This window comes from Streptomyces sp. NPDC051738 (assembly GCF_044453205.1).
Lineage (GTDB): Bacteria > Actinomycetota > Actinomycetes > Streptomycetales > Streptomycetaceae > Streptomyces.
This window is the reverse complement of record NZ_JBITCM010000004.1, coordinates 484316-510801: the sequence shown is the minus strand read 5'-3', so window position 1 is coordinate 510801 and position 26486 is coordinate 484316. Positions and strand designations below refer to the sequence as shown.

The 26486-nt window shown below is 70.1% G+C and carries 28 protein-coding genes and 2 pseudogenes; 5 read left to right on the top strand and 25 right to left on the bottom strand.

From position 1 onward, the window contains the following. Positions 1 to 2: 2 nt before the first annotated feature. Positions 3 to 1004, bottom strand: a complete 1002-nt coding sequence (locus tag ACIA8X_RS12970) for a LysR substrate-binding domain-containing protein (protein ID WP_399458304.1) — start codon at positions 1002 to 1004, stop codon at positions 3 to 5. 152 nt (positions 1005 to 1156) lie between these two features. Between ACIA8X_RS12970 and ACIA8X_RS12965 the strand changes: the two genes are divergently transcribed. Continuing rightward, positions 1157 to 1711 carry a peroxiredoxin gene (locus tag ACIA8X_RS12965; RefSeq protein WP_093904950.1) on the top strand — a complete coding sequence of 185 codons (555 nt, stop codon included), beginning with the start codon at positions 1157 to 1159 and terminating at the stop codon, positions 1709 to 1711. Between the two features lie 5 nt (positions 1712 to 1716). Then, positions 1717 to 2250, top strand: a complete 534-nt coding sequence (locus ACIA8X_RS12960) for an alkyl hydroperoxide reductase (protein WP_393448180.1) — start codon at positions 1717 to 1719, stop codon at positions 2248 to 2250. Between the two features lie 54 nt (positions 2251 to 2304). Here the strand turns inward: ACIA8X_RS12960 and ACIA8X_RS12955 are convergent, their stop codons facing one another. The 4 genes from ACIA8X_RS12955 to ACIA8X_RS12940 form a co-directional block, all read right to left on the bottom strand. After that, on the bottom strand, positions 2305 to 3681 hold the full coding sequence (locus tag ACIA8X_RS12955) for an AI-2E family transporter (protein ID WP_399458303.1): 1377 nt from the start codon (positions 3679 to 3681) through the stop codon (positions 2305 to 2307). Positions 3682 to 3819: 138 nt separating this feature from the next. Beyond that, positions 3820 to 4512 carry a transglycosylase SLT domain-containing protein gene (locus ACIA8X_RS12950; protein WP_399458302.1) on the bottom strand — a complete coding sequence of 231 codons (693 nt, stop codon included), beginning with the start codon at positions 4510 to 4512 and terminating at the stop codon, positions 3820 to 3822. Between the two features lie 418 nt (positions 4513 to 4930). Then, complete coding sequence (locus tag ACIA8X_RS12945) at positions 4931 to 6256, bottom strand: PhoH family protein (protein ID WP_399458301.1); 1326 nt, start codon at positions 6254 to 6256, stop codon at positions 4931 to 4933. 338 nt (positions 6257 to 6594) lie between these two features. Beyond that, positions 6595 to 7368 carry an isoprenyl transferase gene (locus ACIA8X_RS12940; protein ID WP_126394653.1) on the bottom strand — a complete coding sequence of 258 codons (774 nt, stop codon included), beginning with the start codon at positions 7366 to 7368 and terminating at the stop codon, positions 6595 to 6597. 735 nt (positions 7369 to 8103) lie between these two features. Here ACIA8X_RS12940 and ACIA8X_RS12935 point away from each other — a divergent pair. Continuing rightward, positions 8104 to 8694: pseudogene (locus ACIA8X_RS12935) on the top strand (DNA glycosylase AlkZ-like family protein); the annotation flags it as partial. 621 nt (positions 8695 to 9315) lie between these two features. After that, positions 9316 to 9891 (top strand): annotated as a pseudogene (locus ACIA8X_RS12930) (DNA glycosylase AlkZ-like family protein); the annotation flags it as partial. A 21-nt stretch (positions 9892 to 9912) separates the two neighbouring features. Here ACIA8X_RS12930 and ACIA8X_RS12925 read toward each other — a convergent pair. The 3 genes from ACIA8X_RS12925 to ACIA8X_RS12915 all read right to left on the bottom strand — a co-directional run bounded on the left by ACIA8X_RS12925 (position 9913) and on the right by ACIA8X_RS12915 (position 12189). Next, a complete protein-coding gene (locus tag ACIA8X_RS12925; RefSeq protein ID WP_399458300.1) occupies positions 9913 to 10707 on the bottom strand; it encodes a methyltransferase domain-containing protein in 795 nt (264 codons plus the stop codon). A 57-nt stretch (positions 10708 to 10764) separates the two neighbouring features. Beyond that, a complete protein-coding gene (locus ACIA8X_RS12920; protein WP_399458299.1) occupies positions 10765 to 11232 on the bottom strand; it encodes a GNAT family N-acetyltransferase in 468 nt (155 codons plus the stop codon). Between the two features lie 78 nt (positions 11233 to 11310). Beyond that, positions 11311 to 12189: an LLM class flavin-dependent oxidoreductase gene (locus tag ACIA8X_RS12915; RefSeq protein WP_399458298.1), complete on the bottom strand. Its 879-nt coding sequence runs from the start codon at positions 12187 to 12189 to the stop codon at positions 11311 to 11313. 61 nt (positions 12190 to 12250) lie between these two features. On the opposite strand from ACIA8X_RS12915, the gene ACIA8X_RS12910 reads away from it, so the two are divergent. Continuing rightward, positions 12251 to 12622, top strand: a complete 372-nt coding sequence (locus ACIA8X_RS12910; protein WP_393448194.1) for a DUF192 domain-containing protein — start codon at positions 12251 to 12253, stop codon at positions 12620 to 12622. Between the two features lie 96 nt (positions 12623 to 12718). On the opposite strand, the gene ACIA8X_RS12905 is transcribed toward ACIA8X_RS12910, so the two are convergent. The 17 genes from ACIA8X_RS12905 to cpaB all read right to left on the bottom strand — a co-directional run bounded on the left by ACIA8X_RS12905 (position 12719) and on the right by cpaB (position 26419). After that, positions 12719 to 13000, bottom strand: a complete 282-nt coding sequence (locus ACIA8X_RS12905; protein WP_393448196.1) for a hypothetical protein — start codon at positions 12998 to 13000, stop codon at positions 12719 to 12721. An 80-nt stretch (positions 13001 to 13080) separates the two neighbouring features. Then, a complete protein-coding gene (locus ACIA8X_RS12900) occupies positions 13081 to 14907 on the bottom strand; it encodes a hypothetical protein (protein ID WP_399458297.1) in 1827 nt (608 codons plus the stop codon). A 170-nt stretch (positions 14908 to 15077) separates the two neighbouring features. Then, a complete protein-coding gene (locus ACIA8X_RS12895; protein WP_393448200.1) occupies positions 15078 to 15470 on the bottom strand; it encodes a hypothetical protein in 393 nt (130 codons plus the stop codon). Continuing rightward, the gene (locus ACIA8X_RS12890; RefSeq protein ID WP_393448202.1) at positions 15467 to 15748 is read right to left on the bottom strand and encodes an Arc family DNA-binding protein; all 282 of its coding nucleotides are present in this window, start codon (positions 15746 to 15748) and stop codon (positions 15467 to 15469) included. The genes ACIA8X_RS12895 and ACIA8X_RS12890 overlap by 4 nt, the downstream gene beginning before the upstream one ends. Positions 15749 to 15793: 45 nt before the next feature. Further along, complete coding sequence (locus ACIA8X_RS12885; protein WP_393448204.1) at positions 15794 to 16423, bottom strand: OmpA family protein; 630 nt, start codon at positions 16421 to 16423, stop codon at positions 15794 to 15796. Positions 16424 to 16431: 8 nt separating this feature from the next. Continuing rightward, a complete protein-coding gene (locus ACIA8X_RS12880; protein ID WP_393448206.1) occupies positions 16432 to 17010 on the bottom strand; it encodes a hypothetical protein in 579 nt (192 codons plus the stop codon). 34 nt (positions 17011 to 17044) lie between these two features. Continuing rightward, on the bottom strand, positions 17045 to 17665 hold the full coding sequence (locus ACIA8X_RS12875) for a pilus assembly protein TadG-related protein (RefSeq protein WP_399458296.1): 621 nt from the start codon (positions 17663 to 17665) through the stop codon (positions 17045 to 17047). Then, positions 17662 to 17856 carry a Flp family type IVb pilin gene (locus tag ACIA8X_RS12870; protein WP_393448210.1) on the bottom strand — a complete coding sequence of 65 codons (195 nt, stop codon included), beginning with the start codon at positions 17854 to 17856 and terminating at the stop codon, positions 17662 to 17664. Before ACIA8X_RS12870 ends, ACIA8X_RS12875 begins: the two co-directional genes overlap by 4 nt. Before the next feature lie 157 nt (positions 17857 to 18013). Continuing rightward, the gene (locus tag ACIA8X_RS12865) at positions 18014 to 18784 is read right to left on the bottom strand and encodes a response regulator (protein WP_399458295.1); all 771 of its coding nucleotides are present in this window, start codon (positions 18782 to 18784) and stop codon (positions 18014 to 18016) included. Then, the gene (locus ACIA8X_RS12860) at positions 18781 to 20214 is read right to left on the bottom strand and encodes a sensor histidine kinase (RefSeq protein ID WP_393448956.1); all 1434 of its coding nucleotides are present in this window, start codon (positions 20212 to 20214) and stop codon (positions 18781 to 18783) included. The genes ACIA8X_RS12865 and ACIA8X_RS12860 overlap by 4 nt, the downstream gene beginning before the upstream one ends. Positions 20215 to 20385: 171 nt before the next feature. Continuing rightward, the gene (locus tag ACIA8X_RS12855) at positions 20386 to 21288 is read right to left on the bottom strand and encodes a DUF5936 domain-containing protein (protein ID WP_393448214.1); all 903 of its coding nucleotides are present in this window, start codon (positions 21286 to 21288) and stop codon (positions 20386 to 20388) included. A 31-nt stretch (positions 21289 to 21319) separates the two neighbouring features. After that, a complete protein-coding gene (locus ACIA8X_RS12850; RefSeq protein WP_393448959.1) occupies positions 21320 to 22267 on the bottom strand; it encodes a type II secretion system F family protein in 948 nt (315 codons plus the stop codon). A 45-nt stretch (positions 22268 to 22312) separates the two neighbouring features. Continuing rightward, complete coding sequence (locus ACIA8X_RS12845) at positions 22313 to 23650, bottom strand: CpaF family protein (protein ID WP_399458294.1); 1338 nt, start codon at positions 23648 to 23650, stop codon at positions 22313 to 22315. Between the two features lie 12 nt (positions 23651 to 23662). After that, the gene (locus tag ACIA8X_RS12840; protein ID WP_393448218.1) at positions 23663 to 24022 is read right to left on the bottom strand and encodes a TadE/TadG family type IV pilus assembly protein; all 360 of its coding nucleotides are present in this window, start codon (positions 24020 to 24022) and stop codon (positions 23663 to 23665) included. A gap of 1 nt (position 24023) precedes the next feature. Next, positions 24024 to 24344: a pilus assembly protein gene (locus ACIA8X_RS12835; RefSeq protein WP_393448962.1), complete on the bottom strand. Its 321-nt coding sequence runs from the start codon at positions 24342 to 24344 to the stop codon at positions 24024 to 24026. A gap of 92 nt (positions 24345 to 24436) precedes the next feature. Next, entirely contained in the window at positions 24437 to 25702 is a 1266-nt protein-coding gene (locus ACIA8X_RS12830; protein ID WP_399458293.1) for a CpaE family protein, read from the bottom strand. A gap of 9 nt (positions 25703 to 25711) precedes the next feature. Next, on the bottom strand, positions 25712 to 26419 hold the full coding sequence (cpaB, locus tag ACIA8X_RS12825) for a Flp pilus assembly protein CpaB (RefSeq protein ID WP_399458292.1): 708 nt from the start codon (positions 26417 to 26419) through the stop codon (positions 25712 to 25714). Between the last annotated feature and the right edge of the window lie 67 nt (positions 26420 to 26486).

The following is a 26486-nucleotide window of genomic DNA, read 5'->3' as shown; positions in this document are numbered from 1 at the left end:
GCTCAGCTGTCGGCCCCCACCACCCGCACGGGCAACGGCCGCAACGCCTCCCGCAGGGCCGCCGCCAGTTCCTCGTACTCCGCGCCCCGCGCCGCCCCCGTCCGCATGGCGAGGGCGACGCGGCGGGTGGGGGCGGGGTGCGCGAAGTAGCCGGTGAGGAGTTGGCTGCTGCGGGTCGTCTCCAGCTTGAGGGCGGTCCTCGGCAGCAGCGTGCAGCCGAGGCCGCCCGCGACGAGCTGGACGAGCGTGGACAGCCCGGCGGCCGTTGTGGTCACCGGGGCGCCCTCCCGTCTCCCACCACCACCCTCAACCGAGGGGCTTCGCCCCGCCCCTTTGATTCCGCGGCCGGCCTCCCGGCAAATATCGAGCGCCTGGTCGCGCAGGCAGTGCCCCTCGTCCAGGAGCAGCAGGTTCAGCTCCCTCAGGGCCTCGCGCGGGATGCCTTCCCTGCCGCCGAGCCGGTGGTCGAGCGGGGTGACGAGCACGAAGTCCTCGTCGAAGAGCGGGAGTTCGGCGATGCCGGGCACGCCGAGAGGGACGGCGAGCAGCAGCAGATCCAGGCGGCCGGTGGTGAGCCCCTCGACGAGGCTGGCGGTCTGCTCCTCGTGTACCTGGAGGTCGAGGTGCGGATAGCGGTCGTGGACGAGGCGCAGGACGGTCGGCAGCAGATACGGCGCCACCGTCGGGATGACTCCGAGGCGCAGGGCACCGGTGAACGGCGCCCGCACCGCCTCTGCCTCCTCCATCAGCGCCGCGACCTCCGCCAGCACCGCCTTCGCCCGTACGGCCAACCGCTCACCGGCGGGCGAGAGGAGCACCTTGCGGGTCGTCCGCTCCAGCAGGGTGACCCCGAGGGTCTCCTCCAGGGCGGACACGGCACCGGACAGCGCGGGCTGGCTCATACCGATCGCGGCGGCGGCGTCACGGAAGTGGAGGTGCTCGGCCACGGCGGCGAAGGCCCGCAACTGCGCGAGGCTCGGCTGTCTCCTCTTACCAGCGGTCACTGACAGACACCCTCATTGATACATACCTCCGATCAACCCCAGCGAGTGTAGCTATTTCCCGTATCAATGCAGCCTGTGCCAGGATCGGTAAGGTCCAACCCATGGGAGACACCTGTACAGACACAGGTGTCTCTTCGCTGCAAGGAGAGCGTGTGCTCACTGTCGGTGACAAGTTCCCCGAGTTCGAACTGACCGCCTGCGTCTCGCTGGAGAAGGGCAAGGAGTTCGAGACGATCCACCACAAGACCTACGAGGGCAAGTGGAAGATCGTCTTCGCCTGGCCGAAGGACTTCACCTTCGTCTGCCCGACCGAGATCGCGGCCTTCGGCAAGCTGAACGAGGAGTTCGCCGACCGTGACGCCCAGGTCCTCGGGTTCTCCGGTGACTCGGAGTTCGTGCACCACGCCTGGCGCAAGGACCACGACGACCTGCGCGACCTGCCGTTCCCGATGCTGGCCGACTCCAAGCACGAGCTGATGCGCGACCTCGGCATCGAGGGCGAGGACGGCTTCGCCAAGCGTGCCGTGTTCATCGTCGACCAGAACAACGAGATCCAGTTCTCCATGGTGACCGCCGGCTCCGTCGGCCGTAACCCCAAGGAGGTCCTGCGGGTCCTGGACGCGCTCCAGACGGACGAGCTGTGCCCGTGCAACTGGACCAAGGGCGAGGACACCCTGGACCCGGTCAAGCTGCTTGCCGGAGAGTGAGTGACATGTCCCTCGACTCCCTCAAGTCCCGCGTACCGGACTACGCCAAGGACCTGAAGCTCAACCTGGGCTCGGTCATCGGCAATTCGGACCTGCCCGCGCAGCAACTGTGGGGCACGGTGCTCGCCACCGCGATCGCCTCCCGCTCCCCGATCGTGCTGCGCGAGCTGGCGCCGGAGGCCAAGGCGAACCTCTCGCCCGAGGCGTACCACGCGGCCAAGTCCGCCGCCGCGGTGATGGCGATGAACAACGTCTTCTACCGGACCCGGCACCTGCTGTCCGACCACGAGTACGGCAACCTGCGCGCGGGGCTCCGTATGAACGTCATCGGCAACCCCGGCGTCGACAAGGTCGACTTCGAGCTGTGGTCCTTCGCGGTGTCCGCCATCAACGGCTGCGGCCTGTGCCTCGACTCGCACGAGCAGGTGCTGCGCAAGGCGGGGGTGGACCGCGAGACGGTCCAGGAGGCCTTCAAGATCGCGTCCGTCATTCAGGCGGTCGGTGTCACGCTGGACGCCGAAGCGATTCTGGCGGAGTAGCCCTTCGCCGAGGAAACGCGGGGCCCGTTCACCCTCAGGGTGAACGGGCCCTTGTCATTGCTCCGGCGCCGACTTGTCCTTCGCGGGCGGCGGGTCCACCGCAGCCACACCCACCGCCGTCGCCCCCCTCGGTTCAGGTGCGTAGCGAAGCGCCGCCTCCTGCGAGTACGCCCGCAGATACCCCACGATCGTGTTCGTCACCGCCACCAGCGGTACGGCCACCACCGCGCCGCCGATCCCCGCCACCATGCCGCCGGCCGCCACCGACAGCACCACCGCCAGCGGATGGACGCGGACCGCGCGGCCGAGGATGAACGGCTGGAGGATGTGGCCCTCGATCTGCTGCACGGCGAGGACGACCGCGAGGGTCATGACCGCGGTGAAGACGCCCTGTGTCACCAGGGCCACGACCACGGCCAGCACGCCGGAGGCCACCGCGCCGACGAGCGGGATGAAGGAGAACAGGAAGATGAAGACGGCGAGCGGGACGGCCATGGGGACGTCGAGGAAGTAGATGCCGATGCCGATGAAGACGGCGTCGATCAGGGCGACCATCACCGTGCCGCGCACATACGCCGTCAGCGTCGCCCAGGCCCGCGGCCCGGCGCCCGCCACACCCGGACGGGCCGCGGCCGGGACCAGCTTGAGGGTCCACTGCCAGATCCGCTTGCCGTCGTAGAGCAGGAACAGCGTCGAGAAGGCCGCCAACAGGATGCCGGTGAGCGCCTCGACGATGACCGTCACGCCTTCGAGGCCCGCCGAGGTGATCGCGTCGGTGTTGGCGCCGATCGCCTCCCGGAGGTTCTCGGCGATGTCGTTGATCTGCTTGTCGGTGACGTGGAACGGGCTGTTGAGCAGCCAGTTGCGCAGCTCGTCGATGCCGTCCTGGACCTGGTCGGAGAGGTTGTCGATGTTCTCCATGACCTGCCAGGTCACGAACCAGCCCATCAGCCCGATGACGACGAACCCGAGGATCGCGGTCAGGGCGGTGGCGAACCCGTGCGGCACGCCACGCCGCGTCAGCCAGGCCACCGAGGGCTGCATCAGCGCGGTGAGGAGCAGCGCGATGACGAAGGCGAACACGACGAGTTGGACGGCGCTGATGACCCGCATCAGCACCCAGACCGTGCCGGCCAGCACCAGCAGCCGCCAGCCGGCCTCCGCCGCGACCCGTACGCCCCACGGCACGACCTGTGCGGGGTCGGGGCGGGGCGGCGGAGCCGTGGGCGCGTAGTCGGGGGGCCGGGGGACGTGGTCGGCGGGCGGCGGTGAGGCCTCAGCGGCGGCGTCAGGCACGGTGGCGGTGGACCGCCGTACCGGCTGGAGCTCGTCGCTCTCCCGTTCCACCGCGGCGCGACGCTCGTCCAACCGCTCGCTCATCTCGCTCAGTCCGGCGCCGAGCCGGCCGAGCCACCCAGGAACTCGCGACATGATCCGTCCTCTTCCCCCGTCTCTCCTCACCACTCCCCCCTGGAGTCGTTCCGTCCGACCGTACATGGCGTTGCACGGAGGCACGCGAAAGCCCCTCACCGAAGGACGGTGAGGGGCTCCACAGGGTTGAGCGCAGACTCAGTACCAGTTGTTGGCCTGCCAGAAGTCCCAGGCGCCGCACGGGCTGCCGTAGCGGTCGTTCATGTAGTTGAGGCCCCACTTGATCTGGGTGGCCGGGTTCGTCTGCCAGTCCGAGCCGACGGACGACATCTTGGAACCGGGCAGGGCCTGGAAGAGACCGTAGGCGCCCGAAGACGGGTTGACGGCCTTGTAGTTCCAGTCGGACTCGTGGTCCACGATGTTGCTGAAGCACTGGAACTGGTCGCTCGGCACCATCTGGCGCGCCATCGACTGGATCTGGTCGATGCTGTAGGAGCCGTAGACCGGGAAGTCGGAGGCGTCACGGGAGGCCTTGGCCTCGGCCTCTTCGCGCTCCTTGGCTTCCTGCGCCGCCTTCTCGGCCTTCTCGGCGGCTTCCTTCTTCTCGATCGCGCTCTGGGCGGCAGCCTTGCGGGCCGCTTCCTCCGCGTCCTTCTTGGCGCTCGCGTCCGCGGCGATGGCCTGGACATCGGCCTGCGCCGACATGGACTCGATCTGCACCTGGGCCTGCTGGCCCGCGGGTATGTCCGCGAGGAGCGTCGAATCGGCAGCCGTCGCCTCGGCGTCGTTGTTCTGCGCGGTGCTGCCCGAGGCAACGCCGACGACGCTTCCGACAGCGGTGACCGCGGTGGCCGAGGCCACTGCGAATCCCCTGACCGAAATCGGACTCACACGGTTTCCTTCCAGCATCGTCCGCTTCGGTGACCCTGGCGGACGCAATCGTGCCCCTGGCGCTGGCCTCCCAACTGCGGGGTCACGGGAGGCTCGGACCCGGTGGGGCAACTCCCGGAAGGGGAGCGCCACGTGAGACTCGGGCGGCATACGACGACGCTATGGAGTTAGCTGTGGTGTTGCTGTGGTGCCGTACCGCTGGGGGCACAGATGTGTCGTATGCGGGGCCTGACAGGAGTGAGACTCTGCCGCACCCGGACACCGCAAGGCAATTCCGAGTTGCGTGTGAAAGCTCACACCTCGTTTGTCCCAGGGGTTTTACGGAAAGCCGCACACGCCAAGGCGCCGCCCGGATAGGCTCACTGCCTTTCCGAACGGCGCCAACCAACGAGTAGCTACCGCAAGTTGAGCACTTGGGTCAGATCTGCCCGTCCTCCAGCATTTCGGTCACAAGGGCGGCGATCTGGGACCTCTCGGACCTCGTCAGCGTGACGTGGGCGAAGAGCGGATGTCCCTTCAGCTTCTCCACGACGGCGACGACACCGTCGTAGCGCCCGACCCGCAGATTGTCCCGCTGGGCCACGTCATGGGTCAGAACGACCCGTGAATTGGCGCCAATTCGGGACAGAACCGTCAGCAGGACATTCCTTTCCAGTGACTGCGCCTCGTCCACGATCACGAACGCGTCGTGCAGCGAGCGCCCGCGGATGTGGGTGAGCGGAAGCACCTCCAGCATTCCCCGCGCGGTGACCTCTTCGATGACCTCGCGGCTGGTGACCGCGGACAGCGTGTCGAAGACCGCCTGCGCCCAGGGGCTCATCTTCTCGGCCTCGGAGCCGGGCAGATAGCCGAGTTCCTGCCCGCCCACCGCGTACAGCGGCCGGAAGACCATCACCTTCTTGTGCTGACGGCGCTCCAGGACCGCCTCCAGACCCGCGCACAGCGCGAGCGCCGACTTGCCGGTGCCGGCCCGGCCGCCCATGGAGACGATGCCGACGTCCGGGTCGAGGAGCAGATCGAGCGCGATCCGCTGCTCGGCGCTGCGGCCCTTGATGCCGAAGGCCTCCCGGTCGCCGCGCACCACCCGGACGTTGCCCTCGGGCGTGATCCGGCCCAGCGCCTTGCCGCGCTCGGAGTGGATCGTCAGCCCGGTGTGCACGGGCATGTCGGCGGCCTCGGGGACGTAGACGTGCCCCTCCTCGAAGAGGATGTCCACCTGTTCGCCGGGCAGGGTCAGTTCGGACATTCCGGTCCAGCCGGACGAGTCCGTGATGGCGAGCTCGGCGCGGTATTCCTCGGCGAGGAGGCCGACGGACGAGGCCTTGATCCTGAGCGGCAGGTCCTTCGACACGACGGTGACGTCGAACCCCTCGGCCTGCAGATTGCGGGCGACCGCGAGGATGCGGGAGTCGTTGTCCCCCAGACGGTAGCCGGTCGGCAGAACGCTGGGGTCCGAGTGGTTGAGCTCGACACGGACGGTCCCGCCGAGGTCCCCGATCGGGATGGGGGCGTCGAGCCGACCGTGCCGGACCCGGAACTCGTCGAGCAGGCGCAGTGCCTGCCGGGCGAAGTAGCCGAGTTCGGGATGGTGCCTCTTGGCCTCCAGTTCCGTCACCACGACGATGGGGAGCACGACCTCGTGCTCGTCGAAGCGGTTCAGGGCGCCTGGGTCGGCCAGCAGGACGCTGGTGTCGAGAACGTAGGTGCGCCGGTCTGGCTTGTGGCGCTTTGTGCTGGTCACCACGGAAGGACGTACCCCCTCGGATGAGGTCGGGGAGCGACGGAGTGGAGCTGGACCGGTCGTCGGCCGCTCTGCACGGGCCGAAAACCGGCCCCCCGCGTCTTCTTCCGTGCCGTGACCGCACGGTGGGGCTGGTGCAAAGGGCCTCCCGGGCGGACGGCTCCGGCGCCGCCCGCTGAGATACGACACCCGTGGTTCGGGTGTCGACCTGCTTGGCTTATGCCCTCGAACATGCGCTGCCATGCCAGCGCATATGACGGCGCGCTGGTGAACTCCTTGTTACTTCTGTCCCGGAGAGGGCGTCTCGCCCCGATACGGCGATGAGAGCGCCGGAAAGCGGCTCAGCCGCCGTAACGCCGGTGCCGGGCCGCGTAGTCTCGCAGGGCGCGCAGGAAGTCGACCTTGCGGAAGGCCGGCCAGAAGACCTCACAGAAGTAGTACTCGGAGTGGGCCGTCTGCCAGAGCATGAATCCGGACAGCCGCTGCTCGCCGCTGGTGCGGATCACGAGGTCGGGGTCGGGCTGGTCGCTCGTGTAGAGGTGGCGGCCGATCATGTCGATGTCGACGGACTCGGCGAGCTCCTCCATCGAGGTGCCCTTGGTCTGCGCGTCCAGCAGCATCGACCGTACGGCGTCGGCGATCTCCTGGCGGCCGCCGTAGCCGATGGCGACGTTGACCAGTATCCCGTCGATGTGGGCCGTGGACTCCTCGGCCTCCTTGAGGGCGGCCTGCATCGGGGAGGGCAGCAGGTCGGGGGCGCCGACGTGGTGGACCCGCCAGCGTCCGTCGGCGGCGAGGGTGCGGACCACGTCCTCGATGATGCCGAGCAGGGGGCCGAGCTCTTCCGGTGGCCGGTTGAAGTTGTCCGTCGACAGCAGCCAGAGGGTGACGACCTCGACGTCCGTCTCGGTGCACCAGCCGAGGAACTCCTCGATCTTCTCGGCACCGGCACGGTGGCCGTCGACGGCGGTGGAGCCGGCGGCCTTCGCCCAGCGCCGGCTGCCGTCCACGATCACGCCGATGTGCTTGGGCACCTGAGCGTGGTCCAGGTGACCTTCCACCCGGCGTGCGTACAGCCTGACCAGCAGGCCGCGCAGCTTGTCGCGCAGGTTCACGTGATTGTCAGCCCCTCCGTACGGTGGCGGTCCCCGCACATGCAGGGTAGCGGTGCCTGTTGCTGGCGCCTGCTTCAGGGTGCGAGGCGCACAAAAAAACGGGCCGGTCCGTGGGGGGGAGACGGACCGGCCCGAGGGGGGGTTTCCACCATAACCCTTCGTAAGGGATGCTGCGCGCATCGGCGTGCCACAACTACTCTCCGAAATCGCTCGGCGACGGCCCGGTGGCCGCGAGAGGGCCCTTTCGTGGCGAAATCATGGCCGAGCAGGGGTAGATTCCCTGGGGAAACGGGTGGGATGCGGATGGAACCGTAGGGTTTGCCGCATCTTGGGAGCCGCTCGGCGACTTGTCCGCGCATCCCTCCCCCGGGTGACCCCGACCGCGAACGTGCGCTTGACGGCACGGAGGGCGTCGCGGGGCGGAGGCGGGGTCGACGCGATGCGCGTCCAGCAGGGGCGCGTACAGGCGCACGGCACCGCGCAGCCCCCTCCACTGCGCGGTCCCGCCGCGCAGCTTTGCTTACGCGAATTACCTTGGTCTGAACTTACGCGACAAGCCGGACGAAAGCGAGTCGGCCGTCATAACAATGTGGAAAAGGTGGACCCTCCTTTGATGCGCAGGGGGCGAAGGGCGTTTGCGCACGGATGCACGGTTTGCAGTGCGGGGCACACGGTGGGTGACGAGCCGCCGACAAGCGGACAGCATCTGTCCTCTGTCCGGCCTAACGTCGACCCATGACTGTCACTGTCACGTGGAACGAGGCGAGCGCGCGGCGGTTGGAGCGGCAGTTCCTGGACCGTCCCGCCGGGCGCGGCACGCCGGTGGCCGATGTGGTCGGGGCGATGCTGGGCGCGCATGCGCAGGTGCTGTCCGCGGCCGAGGTGTCGGTGGGGGTGCGGGTCGCCGGGATCACGCGGGCGGACGTACGGGCGGCGCTGTGGGAGGACCGTTCACTGGTGAAGACGTTCGGCCCGCGCGGCACCGTACATCTGCTCCCCACCGCCGACCTGCCGCTGTGGTGCGCCGCGCTGAGCGCGATTCCGACCGGGCCGAGCCCGTTCCCGCCGGACGTACGGGTGACGGAGGAACAGGCCGAGCAGATCGTGGCGGCGATCGGGGACGCCCTGGACGGGGTGTGCCTCACCGTGGAGGAGCTGGGCACGGAGGTGGTCGCCCGCACCGGCCCCTGGGCCGGCGACCTGGTCATGCCGGCCTTCCAGGACCTGTGGCCACGCTGGCGCCAGGTGATGCACCGGGCGGGCCAGTCGGGTGCGCTGTGCTTTGGGCCGAATCGGGGGCGGAGGGTGACGTATACGCGGCCGCCGGGGGTTGGGGCGGGGGTGGGAGTGGGGGCGCAGTCGGATTTCGGGGTGGGGCTGGGTTGCCGGGCAGGGCAGGGTTCCGGGGTGGGGCTGGGTTCCGGGGCGGGGCAGGGTTCCCGGGCGGGGCAAGGGCCTGGATCTGGGTCGGGGGCAGGTTCCGGGCCCGGGTCGAGCTCCAAGCCGGGGGCGAGCTCCGGGCCCGCGTCGGGGCAAGGTTCCCGGCCGGGGCTGAGATCCGGGGCGGCGTCGGGGCCGGGTTCCGAGCCGGGGCCAGGTTCCGGATCAAGGCTGGGGTCGAGTTCCCCTTCCCGGTCGGGGTCGGGTTCCAGGCCGGGACTGAGTTCCGGGGCAGGGCCGGGACCCGGATCTGGGTCGGGTTTCGGATCGGGGCTGAGGTCGGGTTCCCGACCAGAGTCGGGTTCCGAGCTCGGGTCGGGGCAGGGTTCCGGGGTGTCCCGTTCGGGGCCGGCGGCGGGCGAGGGGGCGGGGTCCGGGGCGACCCGATCGGGATCAACGCCCGGTGAAGGGGCGGAGCCCAAGGCGACCCAGTCAGGGCCGGCGCCCGGGTCGGGGCAGGGTTCCGAGGTGTCCCGTTCGGGGCCAGCGCCCCGTGAAGAGGCGGAGCCCGGGACGACCCGGTCAAGGCCCGCGGCCGGTGAAGAGGCGCTTCGGGAGCTTGTGCGGTGGTATTTGCGTGTGTATGGGCCCTCGACGCCTCAGTACTTCGCCAAGTGGCTGGCGGCGCCGGTGGGGTGGGCGGTGGGGCTGTTCGGGGAGTTGGTGGAGGGTGGGGAAGTCGAGCAGGTGTTGTTCGAGGGGGCGGCGGCCTGGGTGGCGGCCGGTGACACGGGGTTCCCGGGCGAGCGGGTGCGGGGCGTGCGGTTGCTGCCGTACTTCGACGCGTATGCCATCGCCGCGCAGCCGCGGGAGTCGCTGTTCCCCGGGAAGGCGTACCGGCGGGCACTGGCGGGCGGCCAGGCGGGGAACTATCCCGTGCTGTTGGTGGACGGCGTGGTGGCCGGGGTCTGGCACCAGCGGCGCCAGGGCCGCCGTACGACGGTCACGGTGGAGTTGGTCGGCCGACGGCTGACGGCGCGGCAGGAGCGGGAGCTCGGCGAGCAGGTGGAGCGGATCGGGGAAGTGCTGGAGGCGAGGGCAGAGTTGGTGGTCGGGGAGGTGACGGTCGGTCCGCACGCGTGAGGGGCGCGGCGGCGGACCGGCTCAGGCGTCGGGCTTGCGGGCCTCGAAGAGGTGGCGGGTGCTGTGCGCGACGAAGAAGCCGTGGGACTGGATCTGCTCGTGCAGGGCGCGGAGTTGGGGTTCGTATGCCTCGGCCGTGAAGCCAGGGACCATCCACACCACCTTCCGCAGGAAGTGGACGACGGCCGCGATGTCGTGGAACTCGATGCGCAGCCGCTCGGCGCGCAGATCGACGATGTCGAGCCCGGCGGCCTCGGCGGCGGCGCGCTCGCGGTCGGGGTGGCGGCCGAGGCTCTGCTCCTGCGGGAGCGGGCCGAGGAAGTACTCGACGAGCTCGAAGACGCTGCGCGGCCCGACGTGCTGGGCGAAGTAGCTGCCGCCGGGCTGCAGGACGCGGGCGATCTCGGCCCACTGCGGACTGACCGGGTGCCGGCTGCTGACCAGGTCGAAGGCGCCGTCCGCGAACGGCAACGGGGCGTCCTCGGGTGCGGCCACGACGGCGACGCCGTGGGGACGCAGGACGGCGGTGGCCTTGGCGACGTTCGGCGGCCAGCCCTCGGTGGCGACGGTGAGGGGCGGGACCTTCGGAGCGGCGCGGCGCAGGGCGAAGTCGAGTACCTCGCCTCCCCCGGTCTGGATGTCGAGGGCGGCGATGGCGCGGGAGAGCCGCTCGGCGAGTGACGTGGCGTATCCCCAGGAGGGCCGGGCCTCGGTGGCCCGCCCCTCGAACCAGGAGAAGTCCCAGCCCTCGGTGGGGACGGCGACGCCTTCGGCGACGAGGTCGTCGAAGGTCCGGGTGTGCCGCGGCTTCTGCATACGGTGATCGTGTCAGGGCATGGTCGGTGACCGCCGCCGATTTTCGCTCACGGCCGCCTAGGCCTCGGGGAGAACGAGCAGCACATGTTCGTCATCGCCGTGGCGGACGGTGCCGGCGTGCTGGAAGCCGTGGCGTTCGAGGAGGCGTACGGAGGCGGTGTTGTCGTGGAAGGGGTCGGCGTACAGCGGACGCGTCCGGTCGAGTTCGAGGAAGAGGGCGAGCGCTCTGGTGCCGATGCCCCGCCCCCAGTACGGCCGCCCGATCCAGTAGCCGAGGAAGCGGCGGTCGCCCTCCCACCAGGAGACGACGCTGCCGGCCACGTCGTCCCCCACCGTGACCGTCCGCACGAGACAGGTCTCGTCGCCGAGCACTCTGGTCCGCCAGTGCTTCAGGAAGGCGTCCCGCGGCCGAGGCGTGAACCTCGACCGCTGGAGGGCCTCCGGGTCGTGCTCGTAGGCGAGGAAGGCCTCCAGGTCGGAGTCCCACACATCTCGAAGGCGTACGTCCACGGTGTCGTCGCTCATGTCCAGGAGTCTGGCAGGAGCCACTGACAACGCCGCTGAGCATGGACAACGCCGCCGAGCCGGGCACGGCCCTCTCGCCTACGGCACCAACGGCCGCACTTCCTCCGCCGCGAACCGCACGAACCCCTCCGGGTCCGGCTCGTCCCCCGTCGGCTGCAGCACCACGGTGTCGGCACCCGCGTCCGCGAGCCGCTGCACGGCCTTCGCCACGGTGCCGGCGTCCCCGGCGACACCGAGATCGGGCACGGAGGCGAGCCCCTCGGCGGCCAGCTCGGCTTTGACACGGGCGGCCGCGTCGGGGCCGGTGGCGGCAAGGAGATAGACCACGACCGGGTGCGGTTCCGCGCCGGCGCGTCCGGCCGACTCCCGCCCCTCGTCGATGAGTTGCCGTGCCCGCCGTACCCCCTCGGGCGACGTCGAGGCGGTGAGCAGGGTCCCGTCGGCGGCCTCCCCGGCGAGCCGCAGCGAGCGGGGCCCGGTGACCCCGGCGATGACGGGCACCGGCCCGGCGGGCGGCCAGTCGAGGGCGACGTCGTCGAGTTTGACGTACCGGCCCTCGGTGCTGACCCGCTCCCCGCCGAGCAGGGCACGCAGGGCGACGAGATGCTCCCGCAGCAGGGTCACCGGCGACTCGACCCGGGCCCCGACCTGCCCCATCCAGTCCTGCACACCGTGCCCGACGGCGAGGATCGGCCGCCCCGGGAACATCCGGTGCAGCGTGGCGGCCTCCATGGCGGCGATGGCGACGTTGCGCAGCGGAACGGGCAGCAGCCCGACGCCGATCCTGACCCGCTCGGTCCAGGCGAGGGCGGCCGCGGCCGTGGAGATCCCGCCCTCCCGGAAACAGTCCTCCCAGAGCCAGAGCTCTTCCAGTCCTGCGGCGTCGGCGAGTTCGGCGACGGATCGAAGTCGTTCGGGGGCGAGCTGGGGGCGGAATACTGCGCCGAGTCCGGTCATGCGACCTTTCCTACCCGGGTAGCACTCGGCGGACAACAGGAAATCCAGGAGGTGGCCGAGGATGGGGCGACGGTGGCGTGATGGGCGAGGGGCCCTGGTCGTCCACGGGGAGTCGGGCGACGTCTCGGTGCCCGTGGAGATCGCCGCGTCCTATCGGGCCCGCACGAAAGGGCTCCTGGGGCGGGACGCCGTCGACGGGGCGATGCTGCTCACGCCCGCCAGTGGTGTGCACACGTTCCGGATGCGCATCCCCATCGACGTGGCGTACCTCGACCGGAAGCTGAACGTCATCGCCGTACGCACCATGAAACCCGGACGGTTGGGGCTGCCCCGGCTGCGTGCGCGGCATGTGCTGGAGGCGGAGGCCGGGGCGATGGCGGGGTGGGGGGTGCGGGGCGGGGTGCGGGTCACGGTCGAGGTCGAGGCCGGGTGACGGTGGGTGCGCGTCGAGTGCCGTCGCCGGGTCACGATCGATCGGCGGCGATACGACACCCGCGACGCCGCCGCTGAGGATCACCCGTCCGCGGCGTCACAGTCGTACTTCTCCACCGCGTCCCGCGTCCGCGCGGAAGGCAACGACGCTGACCTGGAAGACGTCCAGGTTCAGGCAGAAGGCTGAGGCTGTGGTGGCCGTCGCGGTCGGCCGCGCGGTCGACGGGCCGGACGAGGCCGGGATCGAGGCCGGGATCGAGGCCGGGATCGAGGCCGGGATCGAGGCCGAGGCCGGTGGCGCGGGGTCCGGGGAGTTCGAACAGCCTGCCGTCACCAGTGCAGCGGCCACCGCGACGAGCCATCTGCGTGGATCGGTCATGGACGGAGACTGGGCAACGGGGTCCGGGAGGGGTCCCGGCTGGCGGGACGCCCTCACCATCCACCGCGCGGCCCCGTGGGTCAGGCGTTCGGAGCGAGGGGCTCGATCGGCTCGATCGGCTCGATCTCCGGGAGTTCCGGCAGCGAGTAGTCGGGATATCCCGGGTAACTGCTCTCGCTCACGACGTACAGGCAGTTGGTGTACGTGTAGCCGGGATCGATGCTCATCGCGTCGGCCTCGTTCGTGACATCCCCCGCGTCTTCGTCGGCGTACTTGATGAGGGTCTGGTAGTTGCCGGCGGGCAGGTTGAGGTACGTGGTCGGGTAGTCGGTGCCGCTGTTCGAGCAGGCGGCGCTCTCGGCGTTGGACTTGCTGGAGTACTCGGTGCAGTCGGCACAGGCCGGGAGGTAGATGCTGCCGGTGACCGGGCCGGTGTAGAGGAACTCGACTGCTTTCGGGGCGTCGTTGCTGATCTCCATGGGCATCTTGGAGCCGCCCGGGCCGCGGGACGGCGGCAGCTTCCGGCCCGCCTCGGGCAGTTCGTCGGCGATCTCCGCGGCGATGGCGATCTGCCGGGCGCGTTTGGCGTTCTTGTTGTCCTCGTACTCGTCGGCGAAGTCGTTGAGAGTTTCGGCCGCCGCGCCGAACTTGTCGTCCTTGAACTGGTCCACCCCGCACGCGTAGGCACCGGACTCGACCGCGTTGACGGCGTCCGTGCGCAACCCGTCCCCGGGGCTGCCCGCGGGCAGGTCGACCATGGTCTGGCTGATGGCCTGCAGCTCTTCGTCGGCCGGGCACGGGTCGTCGCCCTTCAGGGCCTTGGACCGCTTCGCGATCTCCGCGCTGACGGCCGGTTCGACCTTGGCGGCCTGCGGCGAATCGGGGAACGTACGCAGGAGATCGGCCAGTGCGCCGCCGTTCGCGTCCGCTTCGGTCCGGGCGTTGGAGCCGAGGTTCGTGATGCCGCACTCGTAGAGCGAGGTGGCCAGGGGCTCCTCGGGCCAGTCGGCGAGGGAACCGAGCCGCTCGGTGCCCATCGTGTCGGGCAGCTTCCACAGATACCGCAGGGGTTGCAGGGCCTCGCAGTACTCCTTCTCGCGGTACGGCGCGGCGACGGTGTCGTAGAACCGGCCGAGGCGGTCGGGGATGCGGTGCGCCGCCCGGCTGCCGGGGTGGTCGTCGCCGAGCGCGCGGTAGGCCTTCAGTGCCCGGTCGTAGTCCCCCTTGCCCTCGGCGAAGCCGTCCCGCTGCGAGGCGGCGGTGACCAGCCGGTCCGTCCTGGCCAGCCGGTCGAGCAGCATCTGCTGGTACGCCTCATCCTGCGCCGCGTCGTACCCCACCGCCCCACCGGCGGGCACGGCGAGCAGCACGAGCCCGAGCGCGGCGGCGACCGTCGACCGCCACCGCAGCGTCAACCGGGCACGGCGCGCCAGCCACGCCCCGTGGACGGCGGCCGGCACCAGAACGAGGACGTACGCCCACACCACCCCGACCGGCACCCCGTCGGGGTCTGCGGGCAGTGCGGCCACCAGCAGGAAGCCGGTCGCGATCCAGCACAGGGCGGCCTGCCACCAGTGTTCCAGGAACACGTACCCGAGCCCGAGCCCACTGAGGTTGAACAGCCCGGCCGCCGCCGACCGCCACGGGTCCGCGGGCACGTCGTCCTCGGGATCCTCCGGCAGCGTGTAGGTCAACCACTCGGAGAGCGGACGCTCGTCGCTCGGAGGCTCGACGCTCGGTGGGCCATCGGGCAGCGGGGGCGGGGGCGGCGACGGGGGCTCGGGCGCCAACGGCGCGGGCGGCTGCAGTGGCGTGGGCGGCTGCAGCGGCGCGGACGGCGTGGACTCAGGTCCGCCCGAGTGCTCTCCCGTGCCACCGATACCCGACGGCTCTTCGGACCCACGCATACCGACTCACTCCCTCAACTGCCGCACGGACGGGACACCTTGCTCCCTGGTGGGTCCCTCAGGGTCCCGTGGGTGGGTTGGGAGGGGTCCCGAACGTCCGGGGAAGAGCTGAAGGGGAGGTGATGGCACGATCGACCTCCGCGCGGAGCGAGCGGCTGACCGGCTACGACTCAGCGGTTGAGGTCCATGACCCCGACTCCCAGCCCGACGTAGGCCTCCGGTGCGACGGTGGCCACCAGCGCTCCGTCGGGGAGCATCGGGTTCGGCCGTGCCGCATGTACGGCCGCGGCAACCCCGAACTCGACACCGTCGTGGAGCAGCTCGGCGACGGTCATGGCCATCGCGTAGTCGTCGTCGATGACGCGGAGCACGTCCAGCAGTACACCCGCGTGGGCCACAATCCCCGCCCGCTCGCGCTCAGCCTCCACGAGGCACAGGACCGGCAGCCACAGACGCACATCTTCACTGGACGCCGCGGCGTGGATGAGGCCGGAGACCTGCTTGTTGCCTCCCATCGCCAGCAGTGTGGAGCTGTCGAGGACAAAGTGGTCGATCTGGTTCAACGGGACGACTCCGCCTCCGCGAGAGCAGCTCGGTGCGCGGTCGTCGCTTCCCGCATCCTGCTCCGCATTTCCGCGGATTCCTCGTCCGTCACGTAATGCCCGAACCGCTCGGCGAGGAGAGTACGGGTGCGATCGGCCCGTTCCTTGATCTGCTCGGGGGTCAGAGTCTGAGCCGCGATTTCCTGCATCAGGGCACGGAGGCTCGTCCCACGCGCCTCCGCCACGGCGGCGAGCTGGTCACGGACTTCGGCGGGCACGCGGATCATGACGTCAGACATGCCGCAAGTATACGTGGCGTATACGCCTCGCGCTTCTCGTCACGGTCAGCTCTCCGTGCGCGGGAAGGAGACCTCCACCCTTCGGTTCTTCTTGCGGCCCGACTCCGTCTCGTTGGAGGAGATCGGGTACTGCTCGCCGTAGCCCCGCACCTCGTACGTGATCGTCGAGTCGTTCAGTTCTGACTCCAGGACGCCCTGTACGGCGTTCGCGCGCTTGCGGGACAGCACGTCGCCGTGGGCCGAGGAGCCGAGATTGTCGGTGAAGCCGAAGACACGGATCCGGGTGGCGTTCTGGGTCTTGATCTCCTCGGCGATCGACGAGATACGGGACTTCGCCTCCCCGGTCAGCTTCGCGCTGTCCTTGGGGAACAGGACCTCGGCCTGGAGCGCGAACTTCACGTCCGTGTTGGTGTCTTCCCGGCGCTCCTCGCCGGCCTGGTCCTCCACCACCTGCTTGATGTCCAACACCTTGGCCTGGGCGAGCGTCGCGCCCTCCGGGAGCTTGAGGTCGGGGTCGTTCGCGTCGACTTCGACGGGGGCGGCGGCCGTCGCCTCGGTGCCGGGCGGGACGCTGGGGTCGTCGGCCGCGTCGGCGGTGGTGGCGCCGAGGATGTTGGCGGCGACCATGAGGGTGGCCGCGGTGAGGGTCAGGGGGAGGCGGGGGGTGCGGGTCATGGTTGGCCTCACCCGGAGATCTGGATGGTGGCTGCGGCGAAGGTGGGGAGCTGGAAGCTGACGTCGGCGGTGTTAGAAGGCGGGGAGGGGAACTGCATGAAGACCGGGATCGAGTCTCCGGGCTTGATCCGCGGCATGCCCGTCGTCGTGAGGGGGCGGCCGTCCGTGTCGCGAAGTACGTAGTAGCGCTTCTTGCTCGCAGAGTCGACGAGCGTGGCTCCGCCCAGCGATGTCCCGTGCCTGATGATCTCGGTCTCGTCGCCCGACGTACGAGCGGACAGGCGAGCCGCCTCGTCTCCGTCATTCTTCAGCTCACCGCTCACAGTGACGAAGCCACCGGAATCGCGCTGAGCAGAGATGACCTTGAGGATCAGCCCGTCCTCGCCCTTGAGTTCAGCCAGCGGCTGGTCGTTTCCTTCCTGAGCACTGGGGTTGGACCCACCGTTCGTGGAGGCGGGAGCCGATGCGTCCGGCTTCTTGTCGTCGTCGCCTCCACTACCGCAGCCGGCCACACCGAGGGCCAGTCCAGCCGCAACGGTCATCGCGACCATCCCCCTGCGGGCCTTCGTAGTGAACCGAATGCTCATGCCTCTGCTTCCTTCGTCACTCGTCGTTCGCTTGTCAGTCGGCCAGATGGACGTCGAAGAGGTCCTCAGGATCCGGAAGCGTGGTCGGGTCGTCCGGGTCCAGGTCGTCCCAGTTCTCGTCCTCGCAGGTGAGTTGCGGCAGCGGCAGTACCTCGTTGCCGTCACCGTCCTCGGCATCCCCGCCGGGCAGTTCGAACGTGCAGCGAGGCTCGATCACGGCGGTGGCCGACGCCTTCGCGTACTTGCTCTCCGTACCGGGAACGATCGAATCACCGACGGGCTCGTCCGTCTCGACTTCGACCTCGTAGCCCAGAAGGCCCGTCGGACCACAGGCGTCCACGTGAGCGTCGTTCTGCGCCGCGAGTTCGTCCGCGCGCCAGCAGGACGGGTCCAGACCCTGTACGTCGCCGTCGAAGATGTCCTGCCACTTCGCCGGGTCGAGTATGTCCTGCACCCACTTGCCGGCGAGTTGGTCCCGGGTTTCCTGCGCCGCCGCCAACGCCGCCGCGTCGGCGGCGGTTTGGGCACCGTTCCGATGTGCTGCGGCCTGGCCGACCGCGAGGTAGGCGAACGCGAGAAAGAGCAGGCCCCCCACCACGGTGATGTAGATGGGGAATGCCTGCCCTGCGTCGCCGAACCTGTGGCGCCCGATCATCCGGTGAGCTCGTCGATCTGTTCGACAATCGCGTCGTAGATGGTCTGGCCGATGTCCGTCCCCGTAATGGCCAACACGATCGCCACCACCACCGCGATGATCCCCAGGTACTCCACCGCCGTCTGCCCCTTGTCGTCGCGAGCAGCGCGCGAGCGGAGGTATGCGACGGTGGTGTTGATCCAGTTGCTCATGGTGTTCCCCTCTGGTGTCCGGCAGTTGTTGAGCGCTGAGCTCGCAAGTGTCGTGAAAAGTCCTGCGAGAAAAGTAAGCGCGATTACCCGGAACACCAGAGGGTCCCAGGGCCCAATTCCGGGCCCCGTCCGAAAACCATCGCTGCGCCATCCCCGATCAGCTCCGTCCTGGGTGTGAACCCGGGGCCGTGCCCAGCCACTTGGCGGCGGCCTCCGCTCGGCTGGTGCTGTGGAGTTTGGCGAAGATGCGGTTGATGTGGTTCTTGACCGTCTTCTCGCTGATGAAGCAGGCGGCGGCGATCTGCTGGTTGTTCATGCCCGATGCGATGAGGTCCATGATCTCCGCCTCCCTCCTGCTCAGCTGGAACCGCGAACGGTACACCGATGACTGTCCCACACTTGGTTGCACTTGCGAAAGGCGTTCCGGGGAATTGCCTGTAGCAGTTGATAGTTGAGGGTTTGCTTCCGCGAGCGACGGCCCTGTCGCCACCCCTGCCGCCGCCGCCTTCGCCGCCGTAGCCGTGAGACGAGGCGGCCCACCCGACTTGATGTCCCGTACGGCCTCCACCAGTTCGTCCGTCGTGAACTCACCGTGGACCAGATAGCCGACGGCCCCTCGACGCAGGGCCTCCCGGACCGTCTCCGACTCCCCGCTGTAGGTCAGCATCAGCACCGGGGCGATGCGCACGAGGTGCGGCAGTGCCGTGATCCCGTCCATGCCCGGCATGCGTACGTCCAGGAGGATCGCGTCGGGGCGGTGGCGGTGGGCCGCCTCTTGGGCCTCGTGGCCGTTCGTCGCCTCGGCAACGACCGTTATGTCCGCGTGGGTGGAGAGGAGGGCGGTCAGGCCCGCGCGGACCACCGGGTTGTCGTCGGCCACGACGAGTCGGAGGGGCGCGGTGACGGGGGGTGGCTTCCGCTCGGTCATGGGGTCGCCGCCTCTGTCGTCCTCGTCAGCGCCGCCAACGGGAGTTCCACGCTGACCTCCGTGCCGCGTGCGTGTCTGCCTCTGCCGATGTGGATGCGGGCTCCTATCGAGGCCGCCCGTTCGGTCATGCCCAGCAGGCCGAAGTGGCCTGTCCGGCGGAGGTGTTCGACCGTTGTGTCGGCGGGCAGGCCCTGGCCGTCGTCCCGGACGGTCAGGCGGAGCACTTCGGCCTCCACACCCGCCCGTACGTCGACCCGGGTCGCGTTCGCGTGGCGGTGGGCGTTCTCCATGGCCTCCTCGGTGATGGTGAGGAGGTGGCGGGCGACGGCCGGCGGGACCGGGGGCAACGGGGCCTCGCCCATGGCCTCGTAAGTGGCGCGCGTACCGGTGCGGGTCGTGAAGTCCTCGGTGCGGGCCACCAGTTCCGACACGATGTCCGTCAGGTGGTCCGGGTCGGACTCGCGGCGCAGGTCCGCCAGGAGCTCCCGGGACTCGGCGGCTGCCCGGCGGGCGGCTCGGGAGACCAGTTCCGCCTGCTGCCTGATCCGGGACGGGTCCAGACTGGAGGGGGCCGTGCCGGGCGGCTCCACGCCGGACGGATCCTCGGCGGACGACGCCGCCGATACCGCCAACCCGTCCGCCGCCAGCGCCACGCCATACAGCGTCTTCGCCACCGAGTCATGCATCTCGCGGGCCAGCCGCGCCCGTTCCGCGCTCACCGCTTCCGTGACCGCCAGGCGGGCCTGGACCTCCGTCAGGGCCTGGGTGGCCGTGCCGAAGCGGAGCATGAGGTTGCGCAGGGACGAGCCGAGGGCGCCCGTGATGACGCAGAGGCCCGGGAGGAGGAGTTTCTCCGCCAGGCCGCTGCCCGCCTGCGCCTCCCTGTCCATCGCGTAGGCCAGGAGCAGGATCAGGGACTGTGCGCTGGCGAACACGGCCGCGCCTCGGTAGCCGTAGACGATGCCGGCCAGCAGCGGGGTGCAGACGCTGACGTAGGCCAGCGTGGTGTCCGGGCCCGCCGAGACGAGGAGGAGGGAGGTGAAGAGGGTGTCCGCCGCCAGGAGGGTGGGGTGGCGCAGGAGGAGGGGGCCGAAGCGTTCCCAGTCGCGGAACAGGACGTAGGAGCCCATGAACGTGACCACCACCGAGGCGCCCACCAGGCGTGCGCCCAGGCCCGGCGCGGCGTTGAGCAGCGCCCCGGGCGCGGCGAGCGCGATCATGGCGATCCGGAAGCCGAAGACCTGACGGCACAGCGCCTGGAGGGCGTTTATCTGGAGGGCGATCGTCGACGAGCGCTCCGGCTGCCGCTCCACGGCCGCCGACCGGGACGCCCACGACGTCCGGCGGCGTCGCAGCAGCGACGCGAGGCCCGCCGCCGCCCTCGGCAGCCCGGCGTTCGTCTGCGCCGCTGTTTCCATCCGCACCGGCATCCCTGCCATACGGCCCTCCCCTCCCCTACTTTCCCTGCTGCTCCTGCTTCCCCGTCAACGATTACTCCCCCGTTAGCGACTACTCCTCCGTTAGCGACTACTCCTCCGTTGACGATCACTCCTCCGTTGGCGACTGCTCCCCTCGTTGGCGACTGCTCCCCTCGTTGGCCGCTACTCCCCCGTCAACGACCCGAAGTCCGTCCCCGACCCCAGCAACAACCCCGCCCCCAGCAGGATCATCGTCGCCGGAACCATGAACGTCGTGATCATCATCGTGGCCTTGGGTACCGCCCTGGCCGCCTTCCGGCGGGCGTTCTGGGCGTCGGTCCTGCGCATGTCCTTGGCCAGCGCCACCAGCGTGTCGACGATCGGCGCGCCCAGCTCCTCCCCCTGCTGGAGTGCCGTCACGAACATCGCCACCTGCTCGGAGTCGTTCCGGCGCCTCAGTTCCGCGAAGGCGTGGCGGCGGCTCATGCCCAGGTCCATCTGGCGCAGGGTGATGCGGAGTTCGTCGGCCCAGGGGCCCTCGTACTTCGAGGCGACCCGGTCCAGGGCCTGGCGGAAGCCCAGGCCCGCGCTCACCACCACCGCCAGGACGTCCAGGAAGTCGGGCAGGGTGCGTTCGATCTCGTCCTTCCTGATGCGGATCGCCGACCAGATGCCGACCTCCGTCCAGAAGGCACCGAAGGCCAGCAGCAGCAAGGCCACCAGCACCTGGCCCCGGAGCAGGAACACCAGGAAGCCGACGGCGCCCAGGAAGCCGTACACCGCCCGCCGCGCCGCATAGCGGTCGATGGTCAGGCCGCCGGGGTTGCCCGCGAGGTCGATCTTGCGGCGGTACTTGGCCACCAGCTTCGGGCCCATCAGGCGCAGCACGGCGGGGGCGTAGCGCATGCCCATGCGGTCGATGAGCGAGTCCACGGCGCCGGTGCGGGTCGCGCCGACCTCCAGGGCCAGCGCCAGGTCGCTCGGCAGTTTCGTGTCCGCCCGGTACATGCGGATGCCGGCGAAGATGCCCCACACGCTCAGGCCCATCAGCAGGGCCAGGAGCGGCCCGAGTTGTGCCAGTCCCATCGTCGTCCTCCTCCTTTCCCGCTCGCGCGCCTCAGACGTCGATCCGCGACAGGCGGCGGATCAGGATGAAGCCGATCGCGTACAGCCCGAACGCGATCAGCACCGCCGCCTGGCCGACCGGGGAACCCGTCATCCGGTCCAGGGCGCCGTCCTTCACGCCGTTCATCAGGAACAGCGAGCCCACGCCCAGCACCGGGACCGCGTACGACGTCATGCTCACCTGGGAGAGCTGGGTACGGACCTCGCGTCGCGTCTCCTTGCGCTCCTCCAGGGTCTCGGTGAGGTTGCGCAGTGCGCTCACCACCTGGCCGCCCGCCCGGTTCGACAGCACCAGCGTCGTGACCAGGACGACCAGCTCGCGGGACGGGAGGCGTTCGGCCAGCTCGCTCAGGGCGTCGTCCATCGAGGCGCCCAGGGCCAGCTGGTTGGAGACCTTGGCGAGTTCCTCGCCCGCCGGGGCCTCCAGTTCCTCCGCGGCGAGGCCGATGGCGGTGCGCATGGCGAGGCCCGCGTGGGCGGCGTTGGCGAGGATGCGGGCCAGTTCGGGGAGTTGGTTGATGAACCTCTCGATGCGCTTCTGGCGTTGCCAGTTGAGGAACTGGACCGCGGCCCAGATGCCCAGGACGCCCGCGATCGGACCGAAGAAGGGCGCGAGGGCCGCCTGGCCGACCAGCCACAGGCCCGCCACCGTCGCCAGCATGTAGGCGAAGAACTCACCCGGCGTGATGTCCAGGCCCGTTGCCGCGAGCCGCAGTTCGAGCTGTTTGCCCAGCTTCGTACGGCGCAGGCGTCGGTCCAGGTCGGTGAAGCGGCGTCGGCGTCCCCCGGCTCCGGTGATCTGGCCGGTGGACGTCAGACGGTCGACCAGGGCCTGGCGCTGGGCCCGGCCGACGGCGTACACATGGACGCCCAGCACGGCCATTGCACAGGTCAGCAGGGCTATGCCGGTCGTGAGGGTGATGCGGGTCTGTAGGTCCAGAGCGACCGTATGGGCGACGGTATGGGGTTCCATGGCGACGGGTTCCTACCTGGCTTCTCGGGTGGCGAGCTCGAGCGGGGACTGGGCGACGCCGAAGGCCTGGGGGATCGGCTGGCTCGCCAAGTAGAGGCGGTCCGCGGTGCGGCGCGGGAGGGGGAAGTACTGGAACGCGCCGTGGACGCGGCCGTCCGGCGTCATGGGCTGGGCGTGGAACCGGGCCACCGTCACCAGGCGGTACGGCTCTGCCCCGTGGCTGTCGAGGATCGCGATCTCGGTGATCCGGCGGGCGCCGTCCGGGAAGCGGGTCAGCTGGATGATCACGTCCACGGCGCTGTTGATCTGGTCGTGCAGCGCCTCGAAGGGGACCGTGACGTCGGACATGGACGCGAGCGTCTTCAGCCGCATCAGGGCGTCCTCGGCGCTGTTGGCGTGCACGGTGGCGAGGGAGCCGTCGTGGCCGGTCGACATCGCCTGGAGCATGTCCAGGGACTCACCGCCGCGGACCTCGCCGACGACGATGCGGTCGGGGCGCATCCGCAGGGAGTTGCGGACCAGGTCGCGGATGGTGACCTGGCCCTTGCCCTCGACGTTCGGCGGGCGGGACTCCAGGCGGATCACATGGGCCTGCTGGAGCTGGAGTTCGGCCGAGTCCTCGATGGTGATGATGCGCTCGTGCTCGGGGATCAGGCCGGACAGGGCGTTCAGCAGGGTCGTCTTTCCCGTGCCCGTCGCGCCCGAGACGATGATGTTGAACTTGGCCTGCACAAGACCGGCCAGCAGATACACCATGGGCTCGTCGAGCGAGCCGAGGCCGATCATCTCGTGCAGGGTGAAGGAGCGGGGGAAGCGGCGGATCGTCAGCGTCGCGCCGGTGAGGGAGAGCGGCGGGATGATGACGTTCACGCGCTCGCCGGACGGCAGGCGGGCGTCCACCATCGGGTTCGACTCGTCCACCCGCCGGTTCACCGTGGAGACGATGCGCTCGATCGTCTGCATCAGCTGGTCGTGGGAGGGGAAGCGGAGCGGCAACTGCTCGACGCGGCCGCCTCGTTCGACGAAGATCGCGTCCGGGCCGTTCACCATGATCTCGGTGATCGACGCGTCCTCCAGGAGCGGTTCCAGGATGCCCAGGCCGAGTGCCTCGTCGACGACCCGGCGGATCAGCTGCGAGCGCTCGACCGTCGACAGCACCGGGCCCTCACGGCTGATGATGTGCCCGAGCACCCGCTCAAGCCGGGCCCGGCGCTCGGCCGCAGCCAGCGAGCTCATCTCCGCGAGGTCGATCTCCTCCAGGAGCTTGGCCCGGTAGGAGGAGACCAGGTGGCCGTCCTCGCCCCGGCCGCCGTTCTCCTCGGGGGTGTGGATGCGTGACCTAAGGCTCATGGGGATCCTCGTTCAGTGGTCGAGCGGCATGGTCGCGGTCTTCTGGGCGTCGCCGAAGTCCCAGCCGGGGACGATGGACGGGATGTCGACGGTGACGGTGACCGTCACCTCGTCGCCTCCGGGCGCCTCCGCGCAGTCGGTCCCGTCGGCGAGCCAGCCGCTGACCGCGTTCTGACACCCCTCCTGGGCGGCACCGGGATCGAGCGAGGCGGCGCGCGCCCCGGCCCGGGCCGCTGTGCCCGCCTGCTGTGCCGTATAGGCGATGAGCCCGACCTGCACGCCCGCCATGGCGACGAGGATCAGGATCGGGAGGAACCCGAGGTACTCGATGGCGACCTGGCCGCGGTCCCGGACTTTCGAGTCGTACGACATCTCAGTCCTTCTCCTCCTGCACGGCCCCCGCGTGGCCCTCGACGGTGAACGGGAAGCCGATCGCGCCGGGGAAGAGGACGGGCACCTCCAGGGACACATCGGCCGTGACATAGCCGCCGCTCACACCGCACTCCACGCTGGCGCCGCCCTCCCACGCGCCGGGCAGATGCTGAAGCCCGGCCTCCTCGCAGGCCGCCTGCCCCTCGGACGCGGTCGCGGCCCGCGCCGCCTCGTCCGCAGCATTCCCCGCCAGCGAGAACGTGTACCCCAACAGCACGAACTGCCACAGCAGCACCAGCGTGATGATGATCAGCGGCATCATGCCGAGGAACTCGACGGTGACCTGCCCCCGATCGCCCCCGGCCCTGCCCTTGTCGCCCCCGATCCGGCTCCTGTCCCCCCGCCGTCGCCCCCTCACCGCCCCAACTCCTTCCGCCGCCGGAACGTCAGCGCCGCCCGCTCTCCGCCCCGCGCCTTGCCGTTGCGGCGCTGGAGTGCCCCCTCCGTGCCCTTGACCAGCCCCAGCTCCCCGGCGAGCGCCCACAGGGCCTGCCGGACGGACCCCTTGCCGTCCAGCTCGTGCACGCGGCCCGCGTCGATCGCGCCCTGGAGTTCCTTGAAGTTGGCGGGGATCGCGGTGGCGGCGATCCCGGTGCCGGTGATCTTCTGGATCAGGGCGGGCTGGATCTCCGCGCCGCGCGAGTAGCGGTTGACGACGATCGTGGTCTCCTCCGCCTTGCGGATCTGCAGGCGGTCCCACATCCGTACGGTGCGCTTGGCGCCCCGGACGGCGACCACGTCCGGGGTGGTGACCAGGAGCGCCGTGTCGGCCATCTCCACGGCCGCCGCGCTCGCGCCGGTCAGCTGGCCGCCGCAGTCGATGACGACGACCTCGTAGCGCGAGCGCAGGGCGCTGACGATGTGGCGGGCGGCGCGGTCGGTGACCTCCTCGCCGCGCTCGCCGTCGCCGGGGGCGAGGAGCAGGGCGACCCCGGTGTCGTGCCGGAACACCGCGTCAGCGAGCACCCGCGGCGAGATGTCGTTGATGGCGGCGAGGTCCACGACCGAGCGGCGGAACTGGATGTCCAGGAAGGCGGCGACGTCCCCGGTCTGGAGGTCCATGTCGAGCAGCGCGGCGCTGCGGCCGGACGCCTGGGCGGCGAGGGCCAGTTGGATGGCGGTGAGGGTGGTGCCGACCCCGCCCTTGGCGCCGCTCACCGTCACCACGGTGCCGCCGACCCCGCTGAACACGTCCTCCCCGCCGGCGCCCAGATGCCGCCGGACGCCCACCGACCACTGGGCGACCGCGTGGACCCGGCTGGCCAGTTCCTCGTAGTGCAGCGGCAGGGCCACCAGGCCCCGCGCCCCGTAGTCCATGGCGGCCTGGAAGAGGCCGGGTCCGGCGTCGGAGGTCACGAGGATGACGCCGACCGCCGGGAAGCGCAGGGCGACCTCGCGGATGAGCTCCAGGGCCGGGACGGGGCCGATGCGTTCATGGACGACGACGACCTCGGGCAGCTCGTCGACGGACTCGGCGGCGAGGCGCGCGAGGGTGTCCACCAGCTGGGTGGAGTCGGTGACCGGGGCCACCGGCTCGGCGTCGGGCAGCTGGCTGAGCAGCGTCGTGAGGGACCGGACCGCGTCCGCGTCGCCGACCGCCGGGAGGATCCTCGTGGGCATGGGGGCCTCTCACTTGTCCTTGGCGAGTTCGTACGTGCGGTCCGTCGCGGAGATGTCGGAGGCACCGCCGGGTGCGACCAGGGCGAGCCGGACCTCGTCGGCGAACGACTCGGCGTAGGTGATGCGCTGGGCGTCGACGGCGGTCAGGGCGAAGGTGATCGGGACGGCCTCGGTGGGCTGCCGACCGCGGTCGTTCTCGTCGGGCTCCAGCGAGGTCAGCTTGCCCACGTCGATGACCCGGGCGTTCTCGACGATCAGCTTGGACTGGTCGGGCGCGCTGTCGCTCTGCCCCTCGAAGGTGGCGTAGACGTTGACCTTGGAGCCCGGGGTGATCTTGCCGGCCACACCGGTCGCCGCGTCGATCATGATGGCGAGTTCCTGCTCGTCCGGCTGGAGGGCGGGCTGGTCGACGATCATGTCGCTCTGCAGCAGGGAGCCCTCGCGCAGGGTGGTGACGGCGATCTTGCCGCGGACCTCGCGGAGGTCGGTGACCGCGTTCTTGGACAGCCACCGCTCGGGCATCTCGATCTTCTCGAACTGGGCCGCGCTGAGCGGGGTGTAGGGGGCCACGTCCCGCCTGAGCTGGTAGGCGGTGACCTCGGGACCGACCTTGGACTTCACGTCACTGATGACGGAGAGCACGCCGGCGAAGGCCCCGAGGGCGCAGACCACCGACAGGAGCAGGAGTATCACGCCGCGGCGCTGACGGGAGTTCATGAACCGTACAACCTCATTGGGGGAATCGGTCGGGAGCGGTCGGGTGGGGTCGGGCGGCCTCGGCGGC